The organism is Microbulbifer litoralis, assembly GCF_023634065.1.
GTDB lineage: Bacteria > Pseudomonadota > Gammaproteobacteria > Pseudomonadales > Cellvibrionaceae > Microbulbifer > Microbulbifer litoralis.
In genome coordinates this window covers 255,177-278,004 of sequence record NZ_JALKCV010000002.1, presented here as the reverse complement: position 1 = coordinate 278,004, position 22,828 = coordinate 255,177, and the positions used below count along the sequence as shown (strand labels likewise).

General features: G+C 65.9%; 21 protein-coding genes. 6 read left to right on the top strand and 15 right to left on the bottom strand.

Going from position 1 to position 22,828, the window contains the following annotated elements:
• Positions 1-10 precede the first annotated feature (10 nt).
• Positions 11-1,177, top strand: coding sequence for a conjugal transfer protein TraF (gene traF / locus MWN76_RS04565; protein ID WP_250459690.1), 1,167 nt, complete (start codon positions 11-13; stop codon positions 1,175-1,177).
• A gap of 268 nt (positions 1,178-1,445) precedes the next feature.
• Here traF and MWN76_RS04560 read toward each other — a convergent pair whose 3' ends face one another.
• The 14 genes from MWN76_RS04560 to motA form a co-directional block, all read right to left on the bottom strand.
• Complete coding sequence (locus MWN76_RS04560) at positions 1,446-2,150, bottom strand: RNA polymerase sigma factor FliA (RefSeq protein ID WP_250459688.1); 705 nt, start codon at positions 2,148-2,150, stop codon at positions 1,446-1,448.
• 263 nt (positions 2,151-2,413) lie between these two features.
• Complete coding sequence (locus tag MWN76_RS04555; RefSeq protein WP_250459686.1) at positions 2,414-2,815, bottom strand: flagellar protein FlhE; 402 nt, start codon at positions 2,813-2,815, stop codon at positions 2,414-2,416.
• Positions 2,812-4,896 carry a flagellar biosynthesis protein FlhA gene (gene flhA / locus MWN76_RS04550; protein ID WP_250459684.1) on the bottom strand — a complete coding sequence of 695 codons (2,085 nt, stop codon included), beginning with the start codon at positions 4,894-4,896 and terminating at the stop codon, positions 2,812-2,814. The genes MWN76_RS04555 and flhA overlap by 4 nt, the downstream gene beginning before the upstream one ends.
• Complete coding sequence (gene flhB / locus MWN76_RS04545; protein ID WP_250459682.1) at positions 4,893-6,029, bottom strand: flagellar biosynthesis protein FlhB; 1,137 nt, start codon at positions 6,027-6,029, stop codon at positions 4,893-4,895. Before flhB ends, flhA begins: the two co-directional genes overlap by 4 nt.
• Before the next feature lie 211 nt (positions 6,030-6,240).
• Complete coding sequence (cheZ, locus tag MWN76_RS04540) at positions 6,241-6,930, bottom strand: protein phosphatase CheZ (protein ID WP_250459680.1); 690 nt, start codon at positions 6,928-6,930, stop codon at positions 6,241-6,243.
• 28 nt (positions 6,931-6,958) lie between these two features.
• The gene (gene cheY, locus MWN76_RS04535) at positions 6,959-7,345 is read right to left on the bottom strand and encodes a chemotaxis response regulator CheY (protein ID WP_250459678.1); all 387 of its coding nucleotides are present in this window, start codon (positions 7,343-7,345) and stop codon (positions 6,959-6,961) included.
• Positions 7,346-7,434: 89 nt separating this feature from the next.
• Positions 7,435-9,174, bottom strand: a complete 1,740-nt coding sequence (locus MWN76_RS20910) for a methyl-accepting chemotaxis protein (RefSeq protein ID WP_284500094.1) — start codon at positions 9,172-9,174, stop codon at positions 7,435-7,437.
• Between the two features lie 196 nt (positions 9,175-9,370).
• Positions 9,371-10,426 (bottom strand): protein-glutamate methylesterase/protein-glutamine glutaminase, encoded by a 1,056-nt coding sequence (locus MWN76_RS04520; RefSeq protein WP_250459676.1) that lies wholly within the window; start codon positions 10,424-10,426, stop codon positions 9,371-9,373.
• 211 nt (positions 10,427-10,637) lie between these two features.
• Positions 10,638-11,498, bottom strand: a complete 861-nt coding sequence (locus MWN76_RS04515; protein WP_250459674.1) for a CheR family methyltransferase — start codon at positions 11,496-11,498, stop codon at positions 10,638-10,640.
• Complete coding sequence (locus MWN76_RS04510; RefSeq protein ID WP_250459672.1) at positions 11,495-13,135, bottom strand: methyl-accepting chemotaxis protein; 1,641 nt, start codon at positions 13,133-13,135, stop codon at positions 11,495-11,497. The genes MWN76_RS04515 and MWN76_RS04510 overlap by 4 nt, the downstream gene beginning before the upstream one ends.
• Before the next feature lie 5 nt (positions 13,136-13,140).
• Positions 13,141-13,629, bottom strand: a complete 489-nt coding sequence (locus MWN76_RS04505; RefSeq protein ID WP_250459670.1) for a chemotaxis protein CheW — start codon at positions 13,627-13,629, stop codon at positions 13,141-13,143.
• Positions 13,626-15,671: a chemotaxis protein CheA gene (gene cheA, locus MWN76_RS04500; RefSeq protein WP_250459668.1), complete on the bottom strand. Its 2,046-nt coding sequence runs from the start codon at positions 15,669-15,671 to the stop codon at positions 13,626-13,628. Before cheA ends, MWN76_RS04505 begins: the two co-directional genes overlap by 4 nt.
• Before the next feature lie 2 nt (positions 15,672-15,673).
• Entirely contained in the window at positions 15,674-16,528 is an 855-nt protein-coding gene (motB, locus tag MWN76_RS04495; RefSeq protein WP_250459667.1) for a flagellar motor protein MotB, read from the bottom strand.
• Positions 16,525-17,397: a flagellar motor stator protein MotA gene (motA, locus tag MWN76_RS04490; protein ID WP_250459666.1), complete on the bottom strand. Its 873-nt coding sequence runs from the start codon at positions 17,395-17,397 to the stop codon at positions 16,525-16,527. The genes motB and motA overlap by 4 nt, the downstream gene beginning before the upstream one ends.
• Before the next feature lie 389 nt (positions 17,398-17,786).
• On the opposite strand from motA, the gene MWN76_RS04485 reads away from it, so the two are divergent.
• Together MWN76_RS04485 and MWN76_RS04480 are read left to right on the top strand one after the other, a co-directional pair.
• A complete protein-coding gene (locus MWN76_RS04485; RefSeq protein ID WP_250459665.1) occupies positions 17,787-18,476 on the top strand; it encodes a glycerophosphodiester phosphodiesterase family protein in 690 nt (229 codons plus the stop codon).
• On the top strand, positions 18,460-19,668 hold the full coding sequence (locus tag MWN76_RS04480) for a glycerol-3-phosphate dehydrogenase/oxidase (RefSeq protein ID WP_250459664.1): 1,209 nt from the start codon (positions 18,460-18,462) through the stop codon (positions 19,666-19,668). Before MWN76_RS04485 ends, MWN76_RS04480 begins: the two co-directional genes overlap by 17 nt.
• A 58-nt stretch (positions 19,669-19,726) precedes the next feature.
• Here the strand turns inward: MWN76_RS04480 and MWN76_RS21340 are convergent, their stop codons facing one another.
• A complete protein-coding gene (locus tag MWN76_RS21340; protein ID WP_250459663.1) occupies positions 19,727-19,891 on the bottom strand; it encodes a hypothetical protein in 165 nt (54 codons plus the stop codon).
• A gap of 443 nt (positions 19,892-20,334) precedes the next feature.
• Here MWN76_RS21340 and dusA point away from each other — a divergent pair, with 443 nt between their 5' ends.
• From dusA to MWN76_RS04460, 3 genes are all read left to right on the top strand, one after another.
• A complete protein-coding gene (gene dusA, locus MWN76_RS04470; protein WP_284500093.1) occupies positions 20,335-21,312 on the top strand; it encodes a tRNA dihydrouridine(20/20a) synthase DusA in 978 nt (325 codons plus the stop codon).
• Positions 21,313-21,383: 71 nt separating this feature from the next.
• Positions 21,384-22,364: a transaldolase gene (gene tal, locus MWN76_RS04465; RefSeq protein ID WP_250459661.1), complete on the top strand. Its 981-nt coding sequence runs from the start codon at positions 21,384-21,386 to the stop codon at positions 22,362-22,364.
• The gene (locus MWN76_RS04460; RefSeq protein ID WP_250459660.1) at positions 22,345-22,806 is read left to right on the top strand and encodes a tellurite resistance TerB family protein; all 462 of its coding nucleotides are present in this window, start codon (positions 22,345-22,347) and stop codon (positions 22,804-22,806) included. The genes tal and MWN76_RS04460 overlap by 20 nt, the downstream gene beginning before the upstream one ends.
• The last annotated feature ends 22 nt before the right edge of the window (positions 22,807-22,828 follow it).

Sequence of the window (22,828 nt, the reverse complement as noted above, 5' to 3'; positions counted from 1 at the left end):
GAGAGACAACGTGAAAACAGAACTGGCCACATTTTCTGCCGCGCTGCTGCTGACCTCGGCGGCATCTGCGAACGAGGTATTCGGCGGTCGCACCACGGCGATGGGCGGCGCGGGTGTGGCCGGCGGGGACTATACCGCCGGCGCCATCCTCAATCCCGCCAACGCCACTTTCTTCCGCAGTGACGACGACTTCGCCGTACTGCTGAATGTCGGCGCCATCGCCGATGAGCGCGAGGATTTTCTCGATACCGGCGACCAGCTGGAAGACCAGCTGGACCGGCTCGATGGTGTGCGACTGCAAATGGAGGACGCTCGCGCGCTCTCCCGACTGCTCGATGACCTAGACCGTGGCGGCGTCAGTGGCGAAGCGGGCGCACAGTTCAGTGCCGCGATTCCCAACCAGCTTGCCAGCGCGGTATTTTTTGCCAGGCAGAACGCGCTGATCTCGGCCGAATTCCGCTACAGCGACCGGGACCGCGCATTCCTGCAAAACCCGACGCCGACAGCATTCGACGAAAACAGCCTGACGTCGACCGCCATTGCCCGCGGCTACAGTGTGCGCGAAACCGGTGTGGCACTGGGGCACAGCTTTGCTATCGGCAACCCGGACTGGCAACTGTCTCTGGGGGCGACCGCAAAACACCAGGCGATCGAAACCATCGAGTATATCGCCACCGCCGGCGACTACGATATCGACGACCTGGATGCGGATACCTACACGCTGGAGGAGACGGACCTGAATCTCGACCTGGGCGCGACCCTGGTGCGGGGCAATACGCGCTTCGGCCTCTCCGCGCGCAACCTGGTGGCGCGCGAGTACGAAACCGTCTACGGCAACCGGATGCCACTCGATACCCGGGTCACCGCCGGTGCCGGTTACAATGGCGAAACCCTGACAGCCCTGTTCGATCTGGACCTGACCTGTGCCGCAATACCGGGCCGGCTTTCCGCCCGCGAGGAAAAGGTACAGTTCGCCCGCGCCGGACTGGAACTGGACATGGCCGACTGGGCGCAACTGCGATTCGGGTATCGCCACGACCTGGAGGGCACTGTCGAGGATACAGCCAGCGCCGGTATCGGCTTCTCGCCGTTCGATGTGCTGCACTTGCACCTGGCCGCGGTGAAGTCCTCCAACGATACGCTGGGCGCGGCATTCGAGTTCGGCCTGGACCTTTAAGTTGTCACGGAAAGTTTTTCCAGCACAAAAAAAGCCACTGCGGATTTCCCGCAGTGGCTACAGGCGACAACAATCGCGCGTGTAAAAAATCCGTTATTTCAGAACATCCATTTATTGGTTGTCTCAAAATCATCCTGACCAAGGCCCGCTCTTTGGAGCCGTCATCCCGGACTCGATCCGGAATGACGATTCAAGGGAGTGAATACAAGGCTCAAGGTTATTGAAGGATTCCGGGCAACGGTCAATACAATGATGAGACCCTCAACACTTAATCACTACCCACCAGGCTCGCACGCAGCCGCTTGACCGCCTGGCTGTGCAGCTGGCAGACACGGGATTCGGTGACACCGAGTACCGCACCTATCTCTTTCAGGTTCAGCTCTTCCTGGTAGTAGAGCCCCATCAACAGCTTTTCACGCTCGGGTAATGCATCGATGGCCGCCACCAGTCGCTCGCGCTGTTCGCCGTCTACCAGCGCCGCAAACGGCGACATGGGTCCGCCGCTGCCGGCTTCCGGCTCGCCGCTTTCCGCCACCAGTTCCTCGAACGGCAACAGGTGACCGTTGTTGGTATCGCTCAGCAGTTGGCGGTACTCCTCCAGGCTCATACCGATCTCTTCGGCGATTTCACGCTCATTGGCCGAACGCCCAAGACGCTGCTCCAGCCGCAGCAGGTGCTGTTCCACCGCGCGGGCATTGCGGCGCACACTGCGCGGCAACCAGTCGCGGCTGCGCAGCTCATCGATCATGGCGCCGCGAATGCGCTGGCTGGCAAAAGTGGAAAAGCTCGCCCCGGCGTTGGGGTCGAAACGCTGCAGGGCATCCAGCAGGCCGACGGTACCCGCCTGGATCAGGTCGTCCAGATCGATACCGGACGGCAGTTTGACCTGCAGCGCCAGCGCCTGGCGACGGACATTGGGCAGGTGCTGCTCGAGCAGGTCCTCCCGATTGATGGTTCCCTGTGCCGTGTACATTGCATTCCCCGGGCTGTTTTCTTATTCCCGCGGAGCGCCGCGGAAATGCCGCGGCAAAAATAAAACCCCGCATCGCTATTATTTGCGCTGCGGGAAAATCGGAAGCGGGGAAAAGCGGGGATTGTTGTCGGCTTATCGGGGGTTTGACGGGAGTGTCGGGTGTGGCGATCGCGGATGCGGCCGACCGCGCAAGGTCGCCGGGGCGCGAGCCAGTTCCGCGGCCAGCGTTACCATTCGCCTGCAGGGCAGGCTCCTACGACCCGCTAGCGGGCCATTCCGTACTCCACCACCAGCGACAGTTGCGAGATATCTACCGCGCGGGTTTTTCCCGCGGGCAGGCGGAAGCGGAAATGCAGCGGTATAGCGGCGGGCCGGCCGTTGAACAGTGCCTCCCTGCCGCGCCGGCCCGGCAGTTTCCTGCAGTGCTCGCGCTGGCACAACCAGGCCTGCAGCGCAGCGCCGGCGCGCCAGTGCCAGGCCACGCGGCGAATTTCCTGTGCCGCGGCCCGCTCCGGTACTGCGACAATTGCGCTGCGATAAATGCGCCCGGCCACCGCCGGCCGCGGCACCTCCGGTGAAGCGGCCCAGCTGCCCGGTGCCGCAGTGCACGGGGGGACACCGAACGAGGCGACCAGCACCGCGATCTGCATCGCGCGCCAATTCACGAGCGACCGCCGATCAGGCTGGTGATTTTCAGCGTGCGGTCCTCGGGGATTTCCGCCTGGGACAGTACCGCCAGGTGGCGCAGGCGCCGGCGCAGGAAGTGCGCCAACAGTGGGCGCAGGCTGTGCTGTACAACCAGCACCGGCGGCTCGCCGGCGGCCTCCTGGCGCTCCAGGGCCGCGGCGGCCTGGTTCATCAGTGTATCCGCCAAGCCGGGTTCCAGCGCACCGCCGCCCTCCAGCGCCTGGCCGAGCACCTGCTCCAGCTGGCTGTCGAGACCGATCACATGCAGTTCGCCGCTGCCCGGGAAGCACTGGTGCACAATGGCGCGGCCCAGCGCCACGCGCACCCAGGCGGTGAGCTCGAGCGGGTCCGCCTGCTGGCCGCCGCGATCGGCGAGGGTGTCGAGGATGGTGCGCAGATCGCGGATCGGCACCTCCTCGTCGAGCAGGTTCTGCAGTATCCGCTGCACGGCGGTCAGCGACACCGTTTTCGGCACCACTTCCTCCACCAGGCTCTTGCTTTCGCCGCCGAGCTTGTCCAGCAGTTGCTGTACCTCTTGGCGACCGAGCATCTCCGCCGAGTGGCGGTGCAGCAGGTGGTTGAAATGCGTGGCCACCACGGTGCTGGCGTCCACCACCGTGTAACCGTAAACCTGCGCGCGCTCGCGCTGCTCCGACTCGATCCACACCGCCGGCAGGCCGAAAGCGGGATCTTGTGTGACGGTGCCCTGCAGTTCGCCGGTAACCTCACCGGGATTGATCGCCAGCCACTTGCCGGGATAGGCCTCGCCGCGACCGACTTCCGCGCCCTTGAGCGCAATCAGGTAGCTGTTGGCCCCCAGTTCGAGGTTATCGCGGATATGCACCACCGGCGGCAGGAAACCCACCTCCCGTGCGAATTTTTTGCGCACGCTCTTGATGCGTCCCAACAGTTCGCCCTGCTGGCGCTGGTCCACCAGCGGAATCAGGCGGTGTCCCACTTCCAGGCCCAGGGTATCGATCAGCTGCACGTCGTCCCAGCTCGCCTCGGGGTCCTGCGGTTGCGGCGGCGGTTCGGCGCTGACCTGTTCCTCGGCCAGCTGGTTGTCGCGACGCCGGATCAGGAACCAGGCCAGGCCCGCCAGCAGCAACGTAAACAGCAGGAAGACGAAATTGGGCATACCCGGCACCAGCCCCAACAGGCCCATCACACCCGCGGCCAGGAACAGCACCCGCGGGTTGGTGAGCAGTTGGCCGATCATCTGCTGGCCCACATCCTGATCGGTATTGACCCGCGATACGGTCACGCCGGCGGCGGTGGAAATCACCAGCGCCGGTATCTGCGCCACCAGGCCGTCGCCGATGGTCAATAGCGTGTAGGTACGGCCGGCATCGGAAAAGGACATGTCGTGCTGCAGCATGCCGATCAGCAGGCCGCCGATAATATTCACCGCCATGATCACCAGGCCGGCCACGGCGTCGCCGCGCACGAATTTGCTGGCGCCGTCCATGGAGCCGTAGAAATCCGCCTCCTGCGCCACATCCGTGCGGCGCTGGCGCGCCTCTTCCTCGCCGATCAAGCCGGCGTTCAGGTCGGCATCGATGGCCATCTGCTTGCCGGGCATGGCGTCGAGCATAAAGCGCGCGCCCACTTCGGCGATGCGGCCGGCGCCCTTGGTGATGACCATGAAATTGATCACCACCAGGATCAGGAATACCACCAGCCCCACGGCGAAATTGCCACCGACCAGGAACTGGCCGAAGGCCTCGATCACCTTGCCCGCCGCGGCGCCGCCGCTGTGGCCCTCCATCAGCACCACGCGGGTGGAGGCCACGTTCAGGGCCAGGCGCAACAGCGTGGTAAACAGCAGTATCGCCGGGAAGGCGGCGAACTCGAGCGCGCTCAATGTGAACATGCTGACCAGCAGCACCATCAGCGACAGCGCAATATTGAACGTGAAGAAGACATCCAGCGCGAAGGGCGGCAGCGGCAGTATCAGCATCGCCATGATCAGCAGGATCAACACCGGACCCGCCAGTACCTTGCCACCGGGTGCGCCGAGCCAGCCGCCCGCCCCCGGGTTTGCGTTTGCCGTTGTCATGGCGCTACCTCCAATTCTTCGGGAACCGGCAACTGCGCCGGGGTCTGCGGCAATTCAGTGCCGTCGCGGCGGGCGCTCTTCAGGCGCATGGCCCAGGCCAGCACCTCGGCCACGGCGGTGTAGAGCGGGCCGGGAATTTCGCAATCCAGGTCCACGTGCCGGTACAGCGAGCGCGCCAGTGCCGGCGCTTCCAACAGCGGCACCCGGTGCTCGCCGCCCAGTTCGCGAATGCGCGCAGCCACCGCGTCCACCCCTTTGGCCACCACGCGCGGGGCGCCCATGCGGTGTTCGTCGTAGTGCAGTGCCACCGCGTAGTGGGTCGGGTTGGTGACGATCACATCCGCATCGGGCACCTTGCTCATCATGCGGTTGCGAGCCATGGCCTGCTGTTGCTGGCGGATGCGCCCCTTGAGCTGCGGATCGCCCTCGGTTTCCTTGTGCTCGCGCTTGATTTCTTCCTTGCTCATACGCAGTTTTTTCGCGTGGCTCCAAAGCTGGTAGGGCACGTCGATCAGGATCACCACCACCAGCGAAAACACCATCAGCCCACAGGCCTGTGCCGCCAGCGACAGCGCGCCGGCCAGCGCCTGCTCCACCGGCTGGTCCATCAGCGCAAAGAATTCGCCGCGGCGGCTGGCCAGGAAGGCGGCCACCACCGACCCGACCAGCACCGACTTGGCCACCGCCTTGGCCAGCTCGGCCAGCGCCTGGGAAGAGAACTGCCGCTTGAGGCCTTTGAGGGGATTGAGCTTGGAGAACTGCGGCTTGAGGGACTTGGCGGAGACCAGGAAACCGCCCAGCAGGTTGGGCGCCACCAGCGCGAGCAGCGCCAGCAGCAGGAACAGCGGCATCAGCGCGAACAGGCCGCGCGCAAAAAGGTCCGCGACGTGGGACAGCATCACCGCCGGGTCCAGCGCCTGCTGGCGCTCGAACAGGAAGGACTGTTCCATGACCAGCCCCACCTTGCCGAACAGCAGCGGCCCCATGGCCCACAGGCCACCCACACCGCCGGCCAGCAGCAGCACCGTGGCCAGTTCCCGCGAGCGCGCCACCTGCCCCTCCTCGCGCGCCTTTTCCAGGCGCCGGGGTGTGGCGGCTTCTGTCTTCTCCTGATCTTCGGTCTCGTCGGCCATGGCGGCAACTTGCGCAGTTTCGCTTTACTGCCGCCATTGTGGATAAAAGCTGATCGCGTCGATTCGACGATTAGAGTGATTTATCGGCGTCTGTTTGCCGGAAGAGATGCGCTCGGGCCGGCCCCCGGATTCCGGCGCTGCGCGCCTGCATCCGGGCTACATGACTCGCGGGCAAACGTAGCCCGGATGGAGCGCAGCGGAATCCGGGAGATCAGAACCCCAGCTCGTCCAGCAGCGCATCCACCTGGTCCTGGCTGCTGACTACATCCTCGCCGCCGCCATCGATCTGTGGGCCGTTGACCAGGGATGCGTCGCCGCCGGCTTCCGCCGCTTCGCCGCCTTCCATGCGCTGGCGCAAGGCCTCGCGCTCGCCGTCTTCGGGCAGATTTTCCAGCAGCGCCTGTACCAGCTGGCGCTCCACCTCGCTGATCACATCCATCATTTTCTTCAGCACCTGGCCGGTCAGGTCCTGGAAATCCTGGGCCATGGTGATTTCCAGCAGTTCCCGGCCAGTGCCGCGGGCCATTTCCGGTACGGCGCCGAGATAGGCGCGGGTGTCTTTTACCAGTTCGCGCGCATCCTCCAGCTCCACCGGGTTTTCAAACCAGGCCTGCCACTGGCGGTCGAGCGCCTCGGCGCGGCTCTCGATATCGTTCTGCAGCGGCTGCGCGCGGTCCACCGCGTTCAGCACCCGGTCCGCGGCCTGTTCGGTCATGGCGGCCACATAGTTCAGGCGGGCGCGGGCATCGGGAATTGCCTCCGCGGCCTTTTCCACTTCCTTGTCCAGGCCCAGTTCGCGCATGCTCTCGCGCAGCATCCGCGTGAGCTGCCCGATGCGCTGTACCAGATCGTCATTGGGCGCGCTGCCGGGGGCGGCCATCTGCCGTGCCTCACCACTCATAGTCGCTTCTCCTCACCATAGTGGCCGGTCACTTGCCCAGCTTCTCGAAAATCTTGTTGAGCTTTTCCTCCAGGGTGGCGGCGGTAAACGGCTTGACGATATAGCCGTTGGCGCCGGCCTGGGCGGCGGCGACGATATTGTCCTTTTTCGCCTCGGCGGTGACCATCAACACCGGCAGGGATTTCAGCGCGTCGTCGGCGCGGATCTGCTTGAGCATGTCGAGGCCGTTCAGGTTGGGCATATTCCAGTCCGAAACCACGAATTCGAAGTCGCCACTGGCGAGTTTCTGCAGCCCCTCCTGGCCGTCTTCGGCCTCGTCCACATTGTTGAATCCCAGCTCCTTCAGCAGGCTGCGAACGATGCGGCGCATGGTGGGGAAATCGTCCACCACCAGAATTTTCATACCCTTATCCATTTTTCACTTCTCACTCGATCGTCGATGGCCCGGCGCAGATGGCCGGCAATAAATTGTTCAGGGTGCAGCCACGGCGCGGCCGCACCGGCTCAGAATTCTTCCCAGTCGCCGTCGCTCTCGGCCACCGCTTCCGCACGGGTTTCCGCGGCGGTGTCGCGCGCCGGGCGCCGCTCTGCAGCGGCTGGGGTGCGCTCCCGGGCACTGCCCTGTTCGCGATCAGCGGGCCCCCGGGCGTTTTCCCCATCGCTGGCACCCGCCTCGCTGCCGGCGCGCAGGCGGAACACGGACACGGTTTCCGCAAGGCGCTGCGCCTGCTGTTCCAGGGAGGCGGCGGCGGCGGTGGTCTCTTCCACCAGCGCGGCGTTCTGCTGGGTCATCTCGTCCATCTGGCTGACGGCCTGGCTGACCTGCTCGATACCGCCGCTCTGCTCCTGGGAGGCTGCAGAGATCTCGTCCATGATGTCGGCCACACGGGTGACCGCATCCAGCACTTCCCGCATGGTATCGCCGGCCTGCTGCACCAGCGCGGAGCCCTCTTCCACCTCGGTGGCGGAATTCTCGATCAGCTCCTTGATCTGGCGCGCGGCGTCGGCGCTGTTGCCGGCCAGGTTGCGCACTTCGCCGGCCACCACCGCAAAACCGCGGCCCTGTTCACCGGCGCGCGCCGCCTCCACCGAGGCGTTGAGCGCGAGAATATTGGTCTGGAAGGCGATGGAGTCGATCATGCCGGTGATATCCGCCACCTTGCGCGAGCTCTCGGTAATGCCCTGCATCTTGCTGGAGACCTGCTGCATCACCTCGCCGCCGCGGGATGCGGTACCGGAGGCATCGCTGGCCAGGCCGCTGGCCTGGCGCGCGTTGTCGGCGTTCTGTTTCACCGTGGCGGTCAGCTGCTCCATGCTGGTGGCGGTCTCTTCCAGGGAGGCGGCCTGCTGCTCGGTGCGCGAGGACAGGTCGGCGTTGCCGCGCGCAATTTCCGAGGAGCCGGTATGGAAGGAGCTGCTGCCGGTGCGCACCTGGGTGACGATACCGCTGAGACTGTCGCGCATTTCGCGCATGGCACTGAACAGTTTGCCGATCTCGTTGCGGCCCCGGTCGCTGATCGGGCGCGACAGGTCGGCGCGGGCAATACGCTGCAGGTTTTCCACCGCCTCGCCCAGCGGCCGCACGACGACCTGGCGCAGCAGCAGGTAGATCAATACCAGGATCACGAAAATGGTGGCGAGTACCGCGATACCGATATTGCCGTAGAGCCCGATTTTATCGTGGTACTCGTCCATCAGGTCGGCGCTCTCCTGGCCCGCGGTGTCGAGAATGGCCAGCAGCGCAGTGTTGAGGTCATCGTTGAGGACACTGACATCCTCCTGGCGCTCCCTGTAGCCCTCCAGGTCCGGATCGTCCTGCAGCAGCAGTTGCAACTGGCCGCGCACTTCTCCCAATACTTCCGGGAAGGCGACGTTCAGTTCCTCGAGGCGCGCTGCGGCCTTGTCGTCGTGCTCCAGCTCGCGCACGGCGGTGAACTGCTGCTCGGCGCGCGCCAGGTACTCGGGCACGCCGTTGAGGTAGGTTTTCGCGGTCAGGCTGCGGCCGGCAGCCAGCTCGTCGGCGCCCAGGTCCATTTCGATGCGCGCCTGGTTGAGCACAGTGATGGCCCGGAAAATATCGTGCAGTTCCTGCACGTTGATCCGGTGCAGGGTCTGCACGGCGTTTTCGCCGACCTGGTTGGTGGTAAAGCGCAGGGCGGAAAGCGCCCCGATCAGCAGGGTGCAGCACACCAGCACACCCGCCACTATCGTGTTGATATTGAGATTCCGGATCAATTTCATCATGGCCGGCGTATCCTCCTCGTGCAATCTCGCATTATTGATGAGTGTTGCGCTTTGTCTGGCGGGTAGCCGAAAAAGCAACTGGGTCGAAAACCTGGAAAATCGATCGCGTCCGCGCTCGATCACCCCGGCGGCGACGGCGCGCCACTGCGGCCATCGCCGGGTCAAAAACTGGTGTATCGGTTCTTTCTTCACACGATCAAACCCTCTGCGCACGCCCGGACGCCGCGGCCAGTGCCATCATGCGCCCGGCCACTTCTTCCAGCGCCACCACCTCGGTGGCCGCCCCCAGCGCGATCGCCTCGCGCGGCATTCCGAAAACCAGCGATGTGGCCTCGTCCTGGGCCAGTGTCGGCGCGCCGGCCTCACGCATTGCCAGCAACCCCGGCGCGCCGTCCTTGCCCATGCCGGTCAGCAGTACGCCGATGGCGTTGCGGCCGGCCTGCTCCGCGGTCGACCGGAACAGCACGTCCACCGAAGGCCGGTGCCGGTTGACCGGCGCCGCGTCGTCCAGTTGCACCACATAGTTGGCACCGCTGCGTTTCAATTTCAGGTGGCGGTCGCCGGGGGCGATATAGGCGTGCCCGGGCAGTACCCGTTCGCCGGCCTCGGCCTCTTTCACGCGGATGCGGCAGAGGCGGTCGAGCCGCTCCGCAAAGGAGCGGGTAAAGCCGCCGGGCATATGCTGGGCGATCAGGATCGCCGGGCTGTTGGCCGGCAGCGGTTCCAGCACCCGGCGGATCGCCTCCGGGCCGCCGGTCGAGGCCCCCAGGGCCACCAGCTTTTCGCTGGACACCATGACCGGCTCCAGCTCCCGCACCGGCGACTGTTGCCGGGCCCGGATTCGCTTCGGGCGCGAGCGGGCCGCTGCGCGTACCTTCTCGCCGATCACCGCGCTGTATTCCATCAGGCCGCTGCGAATACCCATCGAGGGTTTCTGCAGGAAATCCACCGCGCCGAGTTCCAGGGCCCGCAGGGTGATTTCCGATCCGGCCGCGGTCAGCGACGACACCATCAGTACCGGCATGGGCCTCAGGCGCATCAGGCGCTCGAGAAAATCCAGCCCGTCCATGCGCGGCATTTCCACGTCCAGCGTCAGTACATCCGGGTTGTGGCTCTTGATCAGGTCGCGCGCCACCAGCGGGTCCGGCGCAACCGCAACGACTTCCATATCCGGCTGGGCATTGATGATTTCGCGCATCAAGCCCCGGATCAGCGCCGAATCGTCCACACACAGGACCCTGATTTTCTCCATGCGCAAAACCTGCTTTTACTCGCGGCCGCTGCCGGCCGGACCGACGCACTTCGCCTTTGCTTTCCCTATGCATCGGCCGATCCGGGCGGCGCTTTAGCTGGCGGTTGAAAAATATTTTTCCGATGCTTTTGTGATGGAAAAAATCACTGTGTGGCGAACTGCCGTGCACTCAACTGAAAAGGGGGTCGATGGGAGGGAATGCAGTGGCGGCTCAGCCGCCTGTGCGGGTGTAGACCGTCTGGCCGCGCAGGAGGAACCGGTCGCTGATATGGGAGAGGCTCTCGGAGTGGCCGACAAACAGCAGGCCGTCGCGCTTCAGCAGCGGCGCGAAGCGTTGCAGTATCTGGGCCTGGGTGGCGTGATCGAAATAGATCATCACGTTGCGACAGAAAATCGCGTCGAAGGTACCGGCGGCGGGCCACTGGGGCGCAATCAGGTTCAGCGATTCGAAACGCACCCGCGCGGCCACCTCGGGGCGGATGCGGGCAAAGCCGGTATGGCGGCCGCCGCCGCGGAGGAAAAAGCGCTTGATGCGCTGTTCGTCGACCTGGCGCCGCACCTGGTCCAGCGGGTAGATACCGCTGCGGGCCCGCTCCAGTGCGCCGGTATCGATATCCGTGGCGCGCACCTCGAGATCGGCGCCGTCGCCGAGTGCCTCGAGCAGCGCCATGGCGATGGAATAGGGTTCCTCGCCGGTGGAGGCGCCGGCGCTCCAGACGGTCAGCGGCCGGCGCCGCCCGCGCAGGTGTTCGACCAGCAACGGGAAATGGTGCAGCTCACGAAAAAAAGCGGTGAGGTTGGTGGTCAGCGCGTTGGTGAACTCCTGCCACTCGGCGCCACCGCTCTCCCGTTCCAGCAGTGCCAGGTAGTCCGAGAAACGGTTCAGCCCGCACTGGCGCAGGCGCCGGCCGATACGCGTGTAGACCATATCCCGCTTGTGCTCCGCCAGCACAATGCCGGCGCGCCGGCCGATCAGTTCGCGAATGCGCGCGAAATCGGTCTCGGTAAACAGCAGGTCGCGCCCGGGAGCGGGCGCGCCCCCGCCGGCGGCGGCAGACACCCCGGCGTTCAACGTGACGGTTCCGGTATTTGCGCGGCGGCCGCACCGGTCGCCCGCCGGCGCGGACGATCGCCCGCCAGCTGGAATACCGCCACCGCCTGCGACAGCTGTTCGATACGCGATTCCAGCGATGCGGACGCGCGCGCGGTGACCTGCACACTGCTGGCATTCTGTTGTGTGACTTCGTCCATCTGCGTCACCGCCTGGCTGATCTGCGAGATGCCGGTGGTCTGCTCCGCGGAGGCCGCGGATATCTCCTCGACAATATCGTTGACGCGGGTGACCGCGTCGATCACCGAGGCCATGGACGACTCGGCACTGCGCACCAGTTGCGCGCCGCCGTCGATCTCCCGCGCGGAGCCGTCGATCAGGCCGCGGATCTCGCGCGCGGCGTCGGCGGAACGCCCGGCGAGGCTGCGCACCTCCTGCGCCACCACAGCGAAACCGCGCCCGTGTTCGCCGGCGCGGGCCGCCTCCACCGAAGCGTTGAGGGCGAGGATGTTGGTCTGGAAGGCGATGCCGTCGATGGTCTCGATAATCGCCGCCATCTGCTTGGAGCTGCCGGTAATGCGGCCCATGCGTTCCACCAGCTGCCCCATGGATTCGCCGCTGTCTTTCACCGCGCGCGCGGCGTCGCGGGCGAGGCCGCTGGCCTGGCGCGCGTTGTCCGCGTTCTGGCCCACGGTCACGGTCATTTCCTCCATGCTGGAGGCGGTCTGCTGCAGCGAGGCGGCCTGCTGTTCGGAGCGCGCGGACAGCTCGCCGTTGCCGGCGGCGATCTCGCGTGCCGCCGGTTCCACCACGGCGACGCCGCCGTTGACCTCGCCGACGATACTGGCGAGGCTGCGGCGCATGATCTCCAGCGCCGCCACCAGCCGCCCGGCCTCGCCGCCGACGCCCTGCGGCAGGCGCGCCCCCAGGTTGCCGGCGGCGATCTGCAGGGTGCAGTCGCGGGCCGCGCGCAGCGGGTGCAGTGCGGCGCGCCCGGCGATCCAGGCCAGCGCGATCAACAGCGGCGCACCCAGCCCGAACAGCAGCAACTGGGCGCGCAGCAATTCCGCCGACACGGTATCGCCGAGCGCACGCCAGGTGAGTGCGGCGCTGCCGCCCAGCAGCAGTGTCGCCGCCACTGCCAGCAGGCGCAGGCGCGTTTTCAGGGAACTGATACCGAGGCGCGGCAGCCGGCCCAGCGGGCCGCGCGCCACCACGCGGCCATCGCGAACCGTCAGGCGCCGGCCGTCACCTTCGCGCAGCGCGCGGTACTGGGCCTCGGCGCGATCGATTTCCTCGCGTTCGGCGCACAGCCGCACGGATACATAACCGGTGACCTCGCCTTGTTCCAGCACCGGCGTCACATGGGCGCGGACCCAGTAGTGATCGCCGTCCTTGCGCCGGTTTTTCACCAGCCCGATCCAGGTTTCGCCGCGCTTGACCGTGGCCCACAGGTCGGCGAATGCCTCGCGCGGCATATCCGGGTGGCGCACGATATTGTGGTGTGCGCCCACCAGTTCGCCGCGATCGAACCCGCTGACTTCCACGAACGCCGGGTTGGCGTAGGTGATGCGCCCGCTGAGGTCGGTGCGGGAAATCAGGAAGTGGTGTTCGCGCAGCGGATACTCGCGGTCCGTCACCGGCTGGTTGTTGCGCATCGCCGCTACTCCCCGACTTCTTCCACCAGCGCCATTTCCTCGCTGGTGAGCAGTTTCTCGATATTCACCAGCACCAGCATGCGCTCGTCCAGGTTGCCCAGGCCGTCCAGGTAGGCGAGCGGCAGGCTGACGCCGAATTCGGGTGCCGGCTTGATCTGTTCCGCCTCCAGGGTCATGACGTCGGAGACCCGGTCGACGACAATACCCACGACGCGATCCTCGATATTGACCACGATCACCACCGTCTGCTCGTCGTACTCGACTTTCTCCAGGCGGAATTTCAGCCGCAGGTCGACGATCGGCACGATGATGCCGCGCAGGTTGGCCACGCCCTTGATGAATTCCGGCGCGTTGGCGATACGGGTGACATTTTCGTAGCCGCGGATCTCCTGCACCTTGAGGATATCGATGGCGTACTCCTCGTCCCCGAGGGAAAAGACCAGGAACTCCCGGCTGCCGGCTTCGGCGACAGTTTCCTTGGCGGCGTTGCTCATGTCAGTTCGATCTCCTGTGCGCTGCGGGCCGGTGATGCGGCCGCAAAAATCGGGTTTTCTTTTTTGCTCTGGCCCAGCCGGTCGAGGCCGGCAATATCCAGGATCAATGCCACACTGCCGTCGCCGAGGATGGTGGCGGCGGACACGCCGGGCACTTTGCGGTAATTGGTTTCCAGGTTTTTCACCACCACCTGCTGCTGGCCGACCAGTTCGTCCACCATCAGTGCGTAGCGGCGTCCCTCACCCTGTACGATCACGGCGATGGCGCGGGTCGGATCCGTCTCCGCGCCGTCCACTTCCATGGCGCTGTGGGTTGCCACCAGCGGCAGGTAGTCCTCGCGTACCTTGAGCAGCAGATCGCCGCCCGCCATCGGGAAGAGGTCGTCCGGCTGCGGCTGCAGGGATTCGATCACACCGGTCACCGGCAGGATGAAAGTCTCGGTGCCCACGCGAATCGACATGCCGTCGAGGATCGCCAGGGTCAGCGGCAGCACGATGCGGGTGGTGGTGCCCTGCCCCGGTTGCGACAGGATTTCCACGCGCCCGCCCATGGACTGGATATTGCGCTTGACCACGTCCATGCCCACGCCGCGACCGGAGACATCGCTGACCGCCTCGGCGGTGGAGAAACCCGGTGCGAAAATCAGTTGCCAGACTTCCTCGTCGCTCATGCTGTCGGGTGCGGAGAGACCGTTTTCCCGCGCCCGCGCGAGAATTTTCTCGCGGTTCAGGCCGCCGCCGTCGTCGGCCACCTCGATCAGGATATTGCCGCCCTGGTGCTGGGCCGACAGGGTCAGGCAGCCGCTGCGGGACTTGCCGGCCGCCTCGCGCCGCTCGGGGGATTCGATGCCGTGGTCGAGACTGTTGCGCACCAGGTGGGTGAGCGGGTCGATGATTTTTTCCGTCAGGCCCTTGTCCAGCTCGGTGGACTTGCCCTCGGTCACCAGCTCCACTTCCTTGTCCAGCTTGCCGGCCAGGTCGCGCACCAGGCGCGGGAAGCGGCTGAAGACATAATCCATCGGCACCATGCGCACCGACATCACCGCTTCCTGCAGGTCGCGCGCGTTGCGCGCCAGCAGGTTGAGGCCGTTGGCCAGCTTGCCGCCATCGTCGCTGCCGGAGGATTCCAGCTGCTGGTTGAGCATCGACTGGGTGATGATCAGCTCGCCCACCAGGTTGATGATCTGGTCCACCTTGCTGACCGGCACGCGGATGGAAGTGGATTCGCCACTCTTTGCCGCGGCGGCCGGTTTTTTCTTCGCCGCCGGTGCTTCCGCCGGCGGGGGCCCGGCTTTGGCCGGCGGCGCTTTTTCGGCAGTGGCCGCGGGCGCTGCCTGCGCCGCGGGCAATGCGCTCACCTGCAGCTGTTCCGGCTCGGCCACGAAGCACATCACCGCCTCGATATCCGCGGCGCTGACGGTGGACTGCAGGATCACTTCGTAGCGGCTGTCGTCGCCGGACTGGCGCTCGACATCGCCGAGCTGCGCCAGCTCCTCCACCAGCAGTTGGCGGTCCTTTTCCACCATATCCAGCAGCGCCACACAGTGGCGGCCGCTGGCCGTTTCCGGCTGCGGCGCGGGCTCCGCGTTTTTCTCCTGTTTCTCCCGCGGGGCCGGTTCGGGAACCGCGCCACCGCCGACGTCGGCGTCTTCCCCCAGCTCTTCCAGGGCCAGTTGCCGCAGGGTCTGGCAGATACGCTCCAGCGCTTCCGGGTCCGGCTCCTCGCCACCGCGATAGGCGTCCAGTTGGTCGTTCAACATATCTTTGGCTTCCAGAAAGATGTCGACAATATCCCGGCGCAGGGCCAGTTCGCCGCGGCGGGTGTAGTCGAGCAGGTTTTCCAGCAGGTGGGTGGTGCGCTGCAGAGCCTCGAAACCAAAGGTGCCGGCACCACCCTTGATCGAGTGGGCCGCGCGGAAAATGGCGTTGAGCTGCTCCGCGTCCGGGGCGTCCAGATCCAGCTCCAGCAGATGGGTCTCCATCTCCAGCAGCAGCTCGCCCGCCTCCTCAAAAAAGGTGTCGTAAAATTCGGTAATATCCATCTTCACTCACGCGCTTGAACTGACCGCGGCGGTGCGGTGCCGATTCGTGTGGATGCCCGCTCCCCCAGTACCAGGATGGCGATACGCCGGTTGACCGGATCGCCGGGATTGCTGCCCGGCATCGGCACCTGGTCCCCCAGGCCGGTGACCCGCAGCAACCTGTCGCTGTCGAGACCGCCGGCCACCAGCTCGCGGCGCGAGGCGTTGGCGCGGTCGGCGGACAGTTCCCAGTTGCTGTAGCCGCTGTCGCCGCCGGCGTAGCGCAGGCTGTCGGTGTGGCCGCTGATGCTGATGCGGTTGGGCAACTCGTTCAGCAGTGGCGCCAGGGTGCGCAGCAGGCGGCGCATATAGGGCGCGACAGCATCGCTGCCGAGGCGGAACATGGGTCGGCTCTCGGTATCCAGCAGCTGGATACGCAGCCCCTCCGGCGTCATTTCAAAGCGCATCTGCTGGCGCATGTCGCGCAGTTCCGGGTCGGCCTGGATGACCGACTCGATGCGGTGGCGCAACTCCATCAGGCTGCGGCGCACATCGGCGGGCAGGCGCTGGGTGCGGATATCGATACGGGCGCGCTCGCCGTCGGCGTGGGCCGGATCCGGACCGCCGCCGGGAATGACGCTGGTGCTGGCGGTACTGCGATCGCCCTTCGACAGCGCCACGGCCAGCGGCGTGCGGAAATACTCGGCCAGGCCCTGCAGTTCCCGCGGGGTGGCGGTGGAGACGATCCACAGCACCAGGAACAGGGCCATCAGCGCGGTCATCAGGTCCGCCAGCGCGATCTTCCAGCCGCCGCCGTGGTGTTCGTGGCGGACCTTGCGCGGGCGCCGGATGACGATGCGGCTGTCGATTCCGTTCATGCCGCTGCCGCACCGCCCCGGCCGGCGCGCACATGGGTCTCGAGTTCTTCGAACGACGGCCGGTCGGCCGTGCCGATGGTCTTGCGCCCGAATTCCACCGCCAGCTGCGGGGCGTAGCCGTTGAGGCTGGCCAGCAGGGTGACGCGCACGCACTGCAGTATCTTCACCGCCTCCTGTACCTGGCGCTCGATACGGCTGGCCATCGGGTTGACGAAACCGTAGGCCAGCAGGATGCCGAGAAAGGTCCCCACCAGGGCCTGGGCCACCATCACACCGATTTCACTGACGCCGGCGCTGGCCGACGCCAGGGCTTTCACCACCCCCAGCACCGCGGCCACGATGCCGAACGCCGGCAGGGCGTCGCCGACCTTGGCCAGTGCGTCCGCCGGGATGCGCGCCTCGTGCTCGAAAGTCTCGATTTCGTGGGTCATCAGTTCGTCGAGTTCCAGCGGGTCCATGCTGCCGCTGACCATCAGGCGCAGGTAATCGGTGGCGAAACCCATGATCATCGGGTCCCGCAGGATGCGCGGATGTTCGGAAAAGAGCGGGCTGTCCTGCGGATTCTCGATATCTTTCTCGATGCCGATGGCGCCCTCGCGGCGCATCTTGGTCAGCAGCCGGTACTGCAGCGCCATCAGGTCCATGGACAGTTCCCGGTCGTAGCCGCCGGTCCGCTTCAGACGGGAGGCCGCACGCAGGGTGGCGCTGATGGCCTTGCCGTTGTTGCCGGCGATAAAGGCCCCCACCGCGGCGCCGACGATGATCAGCACCTCCATCGGCTGGTAGAGCGGCCCCAGATGGCCGCCGGAAAGGGCGAAGCCCCCGAACACCGACAGCGCGACAATGACGAACCCGACAATAATCAGCACGACTGCTCTCTCCCTCCACCGCTGTGCGCGTTGCGTATAGCGTCTCTATCGGCGGCTCGTCCGGGGGCTTTAGCGGTGCGGACAAAGTATTTTACCCGCCGTCGCGGGCGGCTTCCGCGGTGTCCGGGCGCAGTGCCATGCGACGCCCCGGGTCCGGGCCGGCGGGAGTCGACGAGCCACCTTGCAACATCTTCCGCACCGACTATTTTTTTAGTGGGCCGGGCGTTTTGAAGCAGCGCGGTTGCGGAATTCCGTCCGGGCCCATCAGGAGAGGCGGCCAGTGACAGCGCCGCCGGGAACCGCTCAGACTCGAGTAATCCAGCGCGCTACCGGCGCCGTATTACCCGCATTTGGATGACAATAACGTCTGCCACCCGGATCTGATTCCAATGCTGATTGCTCACCGCGGCGACAAAACCCGCCATCCGCAGAACACCATCGCGGCCTTCGAGGGCGCACACGGCCTGGGTGCCTGCGCCATCCAGACCGAAATCCAGTTCAGCGCCGACGACACCCCGTGGTGTTTCCACTGCGGCGAGGTCGCACTGCCGCACGGCGGTAGCCGACCGTTCGCACAGGTGCGCGACCACCAGCTGGCGCGCCTGGGGCTCACCTCATTCGTGCAACTGATGGCGTGGGCCGCCCGCCACAGGCACCTGGAATGGTTTGTGGAAGTGGCGCCGGAAACACTGGCGCGCATGGGGGCCGACGCCGCCGTCGCACCGCTGGTACGACAACTGCTGCCGCAGAGCGAATCCGTCGCCCTGCTCTCGCGGGACAACCGCAGCCTGCGCCTGGCGCGCAACCTCGGCTGCCACCGGGTGGCGCTCAAGGTGGACAGCGTGGCCCGCAGCCTGTCGGCGGAGGTGGTCACGCTGGCGCCGGACTACCTGCTGATTCGCGACCGCAGTGTGGAATGCGAGGAACTGCCCCCCGGTCCCTGGCAGTGGGTGGTGTACGAGATCAATTCCGCGGAGGAGGCGGTGCGCTGGCGCGCGCGCGGTGCGCACCATATCCTCACCGGCAACCTGCCACTGTTGATGCGCTCCCGGGAAGCCAGCGATGTCTACGGATTTTGACGTCCTCGTTGTCGGCGCGGGTATCCAGGGCGCCGGCGCAGCGGAGGCCCTGACCCGGGCCGGCTACCGGGTGGCGATCCTGGAGCAGCTGGATATCGCCGCCGGCACCTCGTCGCGCTCTTCCAAGCTGATCCACGGCGGCCTGCGCTACCTGGAGAGCGGCCAGTTGGGGCTGGTGCGCGAATGCCTGCGCGAGCGCCGCTGGCTGCTGGCCAACAAGCCCCGCCTGGTGCGCCTGGTACCCTTCTATATCCCGGTTTACCGCTACAGCCAGAGGCCCGCCTGGCTGGTGCGCCTGGGCCTGACCCTCTACGCACTGCTGGCCGGGGTTGCCGACCGCCACTCGCGCTTTCGCACCCTGCGCCGGTCGGAATGGGAGCGGCTGTCGGGCCTGGAAACCGAGGACCTGGTCGCCGTGTTCCGCTATTACGATGCCCAGACCGACGATGCCGCCCTGACCCGCGACGTGGTGGAATCCGCCATCGCCGGCGGCGCGCGACTGATCTGCCCCGGCAGCCTGGTTGGCGCGGAGCTGACCGCCACCGGCGTGCGGGTCGACTATGTGGCCGACGGCCAGCTCAGTACCCTGCACGCGCGGGCGCTGGTGAACTGCAGCGGGCCCTGGGTCGCCGACACCAACTCCCGCTGCAGCCCGCCGGTGCCGCTGCCGCCGCTGGACCTGGTGGCCGGCACCCATATCCAGCTGCCGATCTCCCTGGGCGAACGGATCTTTTACCTGGAGGCGGAGGACGGCCGCGCGGTATTCGTGATGCCCTGGCAGGGCAAGACCCTGGTGGGCACCACCGAGCGCAGCTACGGCGGGGATCCCCGCGACCTGGCCCCGACCATCGAGGAGGAGAATTACCTGTTGCGCACGGTGCAGCGCTGCTTTCCGCAGACCCGCTCACTGCAGGTACACAATATCTGCGACAGCTACGCCGGCCTGCGGGTGCTGCCCCGGGACAACAAGCGGCCCTTCTCGCGGCCGCGGGAAACCATGATCTGTGCCGAGAGCGACCGGAAACCGCGCATGCTGGCGGTGGCCGGCGGCAAACTCACCAGCTATCGCGCCACGGCCCGCAGGATCGTCAAGACGTTGCGGCCGACGCTCAAGGCCGGCGGCAACGGCGGTGGCGGGCTGTCGAAAGGCAGGGGCCGGACGGCCGTGTCGGAAAAGGAACGCAATCTTTGAGCCGGGCTTCTGAGTCGGGCTTCGGGATTCGATCGGCCCGGGAGGGTCGGCCGATTGTTCAGGGTGCGTGGCTCGCACCGCTTTCCAGCGGGCGAAAGTAACGGCCGGATTTCTCCTCGACCGAATCCGGCACCAGGCCAACCCAGTCCGTCAGCAGCGCTTCGGCCCCGGCAGATCGCCGCCGCAGGCGAAACAGCGTCTCGTCTACCCGGTAAACCTGCACACCGTAGATATTCTTGACCTCACCGTTGCCATAGGAGCGGAAGCGGACCTCCGCACCGTCGCCGGCGGCCCCGCCCGCCGGAGTCCCAACGCCCGACGGGTGAAGGGAAAAAGCACCCGCGCGGCCCGGTTCAACAGTTCCTGTACCAGCCCGACATCGCCGGGGAAATTCCTGCTCCGGGTACCGACCGATCCGGCCAGCCTGGTGAGAGACTTCATATCCAACTCCCTGGAGACTCAACTGCCGGAAGTGTAAAAAATCCGCGCGGGGGGAAACACGCAACTGTCCACACAATCGCCGGACGGGGGACTGCCAGCCCTATCGTGAACCCGGCAAACCGGGCTCCCGGCTTCGACTGCCGGTACAATCGGCGATAATATATAGCACCTTTTTCCGCCTCCGCCGCGGATCACCCGCAGGCCCCCGAAATCTGAAGTCGAGATATGCCGGACCCACTCTCCCACCGCTTTTGCACTGCCCCCCTGATGGATTGGAGCGACCGTCACTGCCGTTATATGTGGCGCCTGCTCAGCCGGCACGCGCTGCTGTATACGGAGATGGTCACCACCGGTGCGCTGATTCACGGCGACCGCGAGCGGCACCTGCAGTTCGACACCGCCGAGCTGCCCACGGCACTGCAGCTGGGCGGCAGCGATCCGCGGGAGCTCGCGGAGTGCGCGCGCATGGGCGAGCAGTGGGGCTACAGCGAGATCAACCTGAACTGCGGCTGCCCCAGCGATCGGGTGCAGTCCGGGCGTTTCGGCGCCTGCCTGATGGCGGAGCCAGAGCTGGTGGCCGAGGGGCTGGCGGCAATGCGCGGGGCGGTGTCCATCCCGGTGACGGTCAAGCACCGCATCGGTATCGACGACATGGAGGACTACGCCGGCCTGACGCGCTTTGTCGAGGCCCAGGCGCAGGCCGGTATCGGCACTTTTATCGTGCACGCGCGCAAGGCCTGGCTGGACGGTCTCAGCCCAAAACAGAACCGCGAAATACCGCCGCTCAAATACGATATGGTCTACCAGTTGAAGCGCGACTACCCACAGCTGGAGATAGTGCTGAACGGCGGCATCAACAGTATCGACGAGTGCCGCGAGCACCTGCGGCAACTGGACGGTGTTATGCTGGGGCGCGCTCCCTACCAGATGCCCAACCTGCTGGCGCAGGTGGACAGCGAACTGTTCGGGGGCGAGCCGGGTCCAACCCCGGCGGAAGTGGTGCAACGGATGCTGCCCTATATCGAGCGACAGATGGGGCGCGGCGCGCGCCTGAACCATATCACCCGCCATATGCTGGGGCTTTTCCAGGGCGTGCCGGGAGCGCGCCGCTTTCGCCGCCACCTGAGCGAGAACGCCCACAAACCGGGCGCCGGGCCGGAAGTACTGCAGCGGGCGCTGGCGCTGGTGCAGGAGGCGGCGTAACCATCTACCATCCAGGCGACAGGCCCCGGGCCGATTCAATCACGGAACAAATGCAATATTGAGAGACGGACATGAATAAACTGGAACAACTCAAGCAGCGCAGCCAGGTGGTCGCCGATACCGGCGATATCGAGGCCATTCGCCGCTATGTACCGCAGGATGCCACCACCAATCCGTCACTGCTGTTCAAGGCGGCGCAGCTGCCACAGTATCGCCAGCACATCGCCGACGCCCTGGCCTGGGCCGGCGGGCACTCCGGCGACCGGGCACAGCTGGCGGCAATGAAGCTGGCCGTGGCCATCGGCGGCGAGATACTGCAACTGGTGCCCGGCGTGGTCTCCACCGAGGTGGACGCGCGCCTCTCATTCGACACCCGCGCCACCATCGACTATGCGCGGCGGCTGATCGCCCTCTACGAGCAGATGGGCGTGGCGCGCGAGCGGGTGCTGATCAAGATGGCCTCCACCTGGGAGGGGATTGCCGCCGCCGCGGTGCTGGAACGCGAAGGTATCCACTGCAACCTGACGCTGCTGTTTAGCTTCTGCCAGGCGGTGGCCTGTGCCGAGGCCGGCGTGACGTTGATTTCGCCGTTCGTGGGCCGCATCCTCGACTGGCACAAGGCCGCCAGCGGCCGCGACGACTTCACCGCCGAAGATGACCCGGGCGTGCTGTCGGTGCGCAGTATCTACGATTACTACAAGTCCCGCGGCTACCCGACCATCGTCATGGGCGCCAGCTTCCGCAACACCGGCGAGATAGAGGCGCTGGCCGGCTGTGATCGACTGACCATCAGTCCGCAACTGCTGCAGGAGCTGGAGGAGGATTCGGGCACCCTGGCGAGCGGCCTGGATGCACAGCAGGAGAGCGCGCCGCGACCGGCGCGCGCGCTGGACGAGGCCGGGTTCCGCTACCAACTGAACGGCGACGCCATGGCCACGGAAAAACTGGCCGAGGGCATTCGCAACTTTGTCAAAGACCAGGAGCGGCTGGAAACGCTGCTGCAGGAACAGATGGCCGGGAGTGTGGCGGAAGATGTTGCAACAGATTCGTAAACTGTTTGAACAGATCGGCAGCGGCGCCGACGTGGAAGTGCGCGACGAAAAGGATGTGCGCATGATCAGCGCCGCACTGCTGGCGGAAGTGGCCACCGTGGACCAGAAGCTGGACGACCGCGAGCGGCAGACGCTGGTGCAGGTGCTGCAACAGCACTACCGCCTGGATGCGGAAACCACCGATGAACTGGTGGAAAACGCCCTCGCCCACCGCGACGAGGCCACCTCGCTGTACGAGTTTACGCAGACGGTCAACGACCAGTTCAATGAAAAGGACAAGTACCTGCTGGTGCTGCAGATGTGGCAGGTGGCCTTCTCGGACGATGTGATCGAGGCTTTCGAGGAGCACCTGATCCGCCGGGTGGCGGAGCTGATCTACCTGCCGCACGGGCTGTTTACCCGGGCGCGGGCAGAGGCGCGGGCGATGCGGAAAGACAGATAAATGCGGAAAGAGGAATGAATGC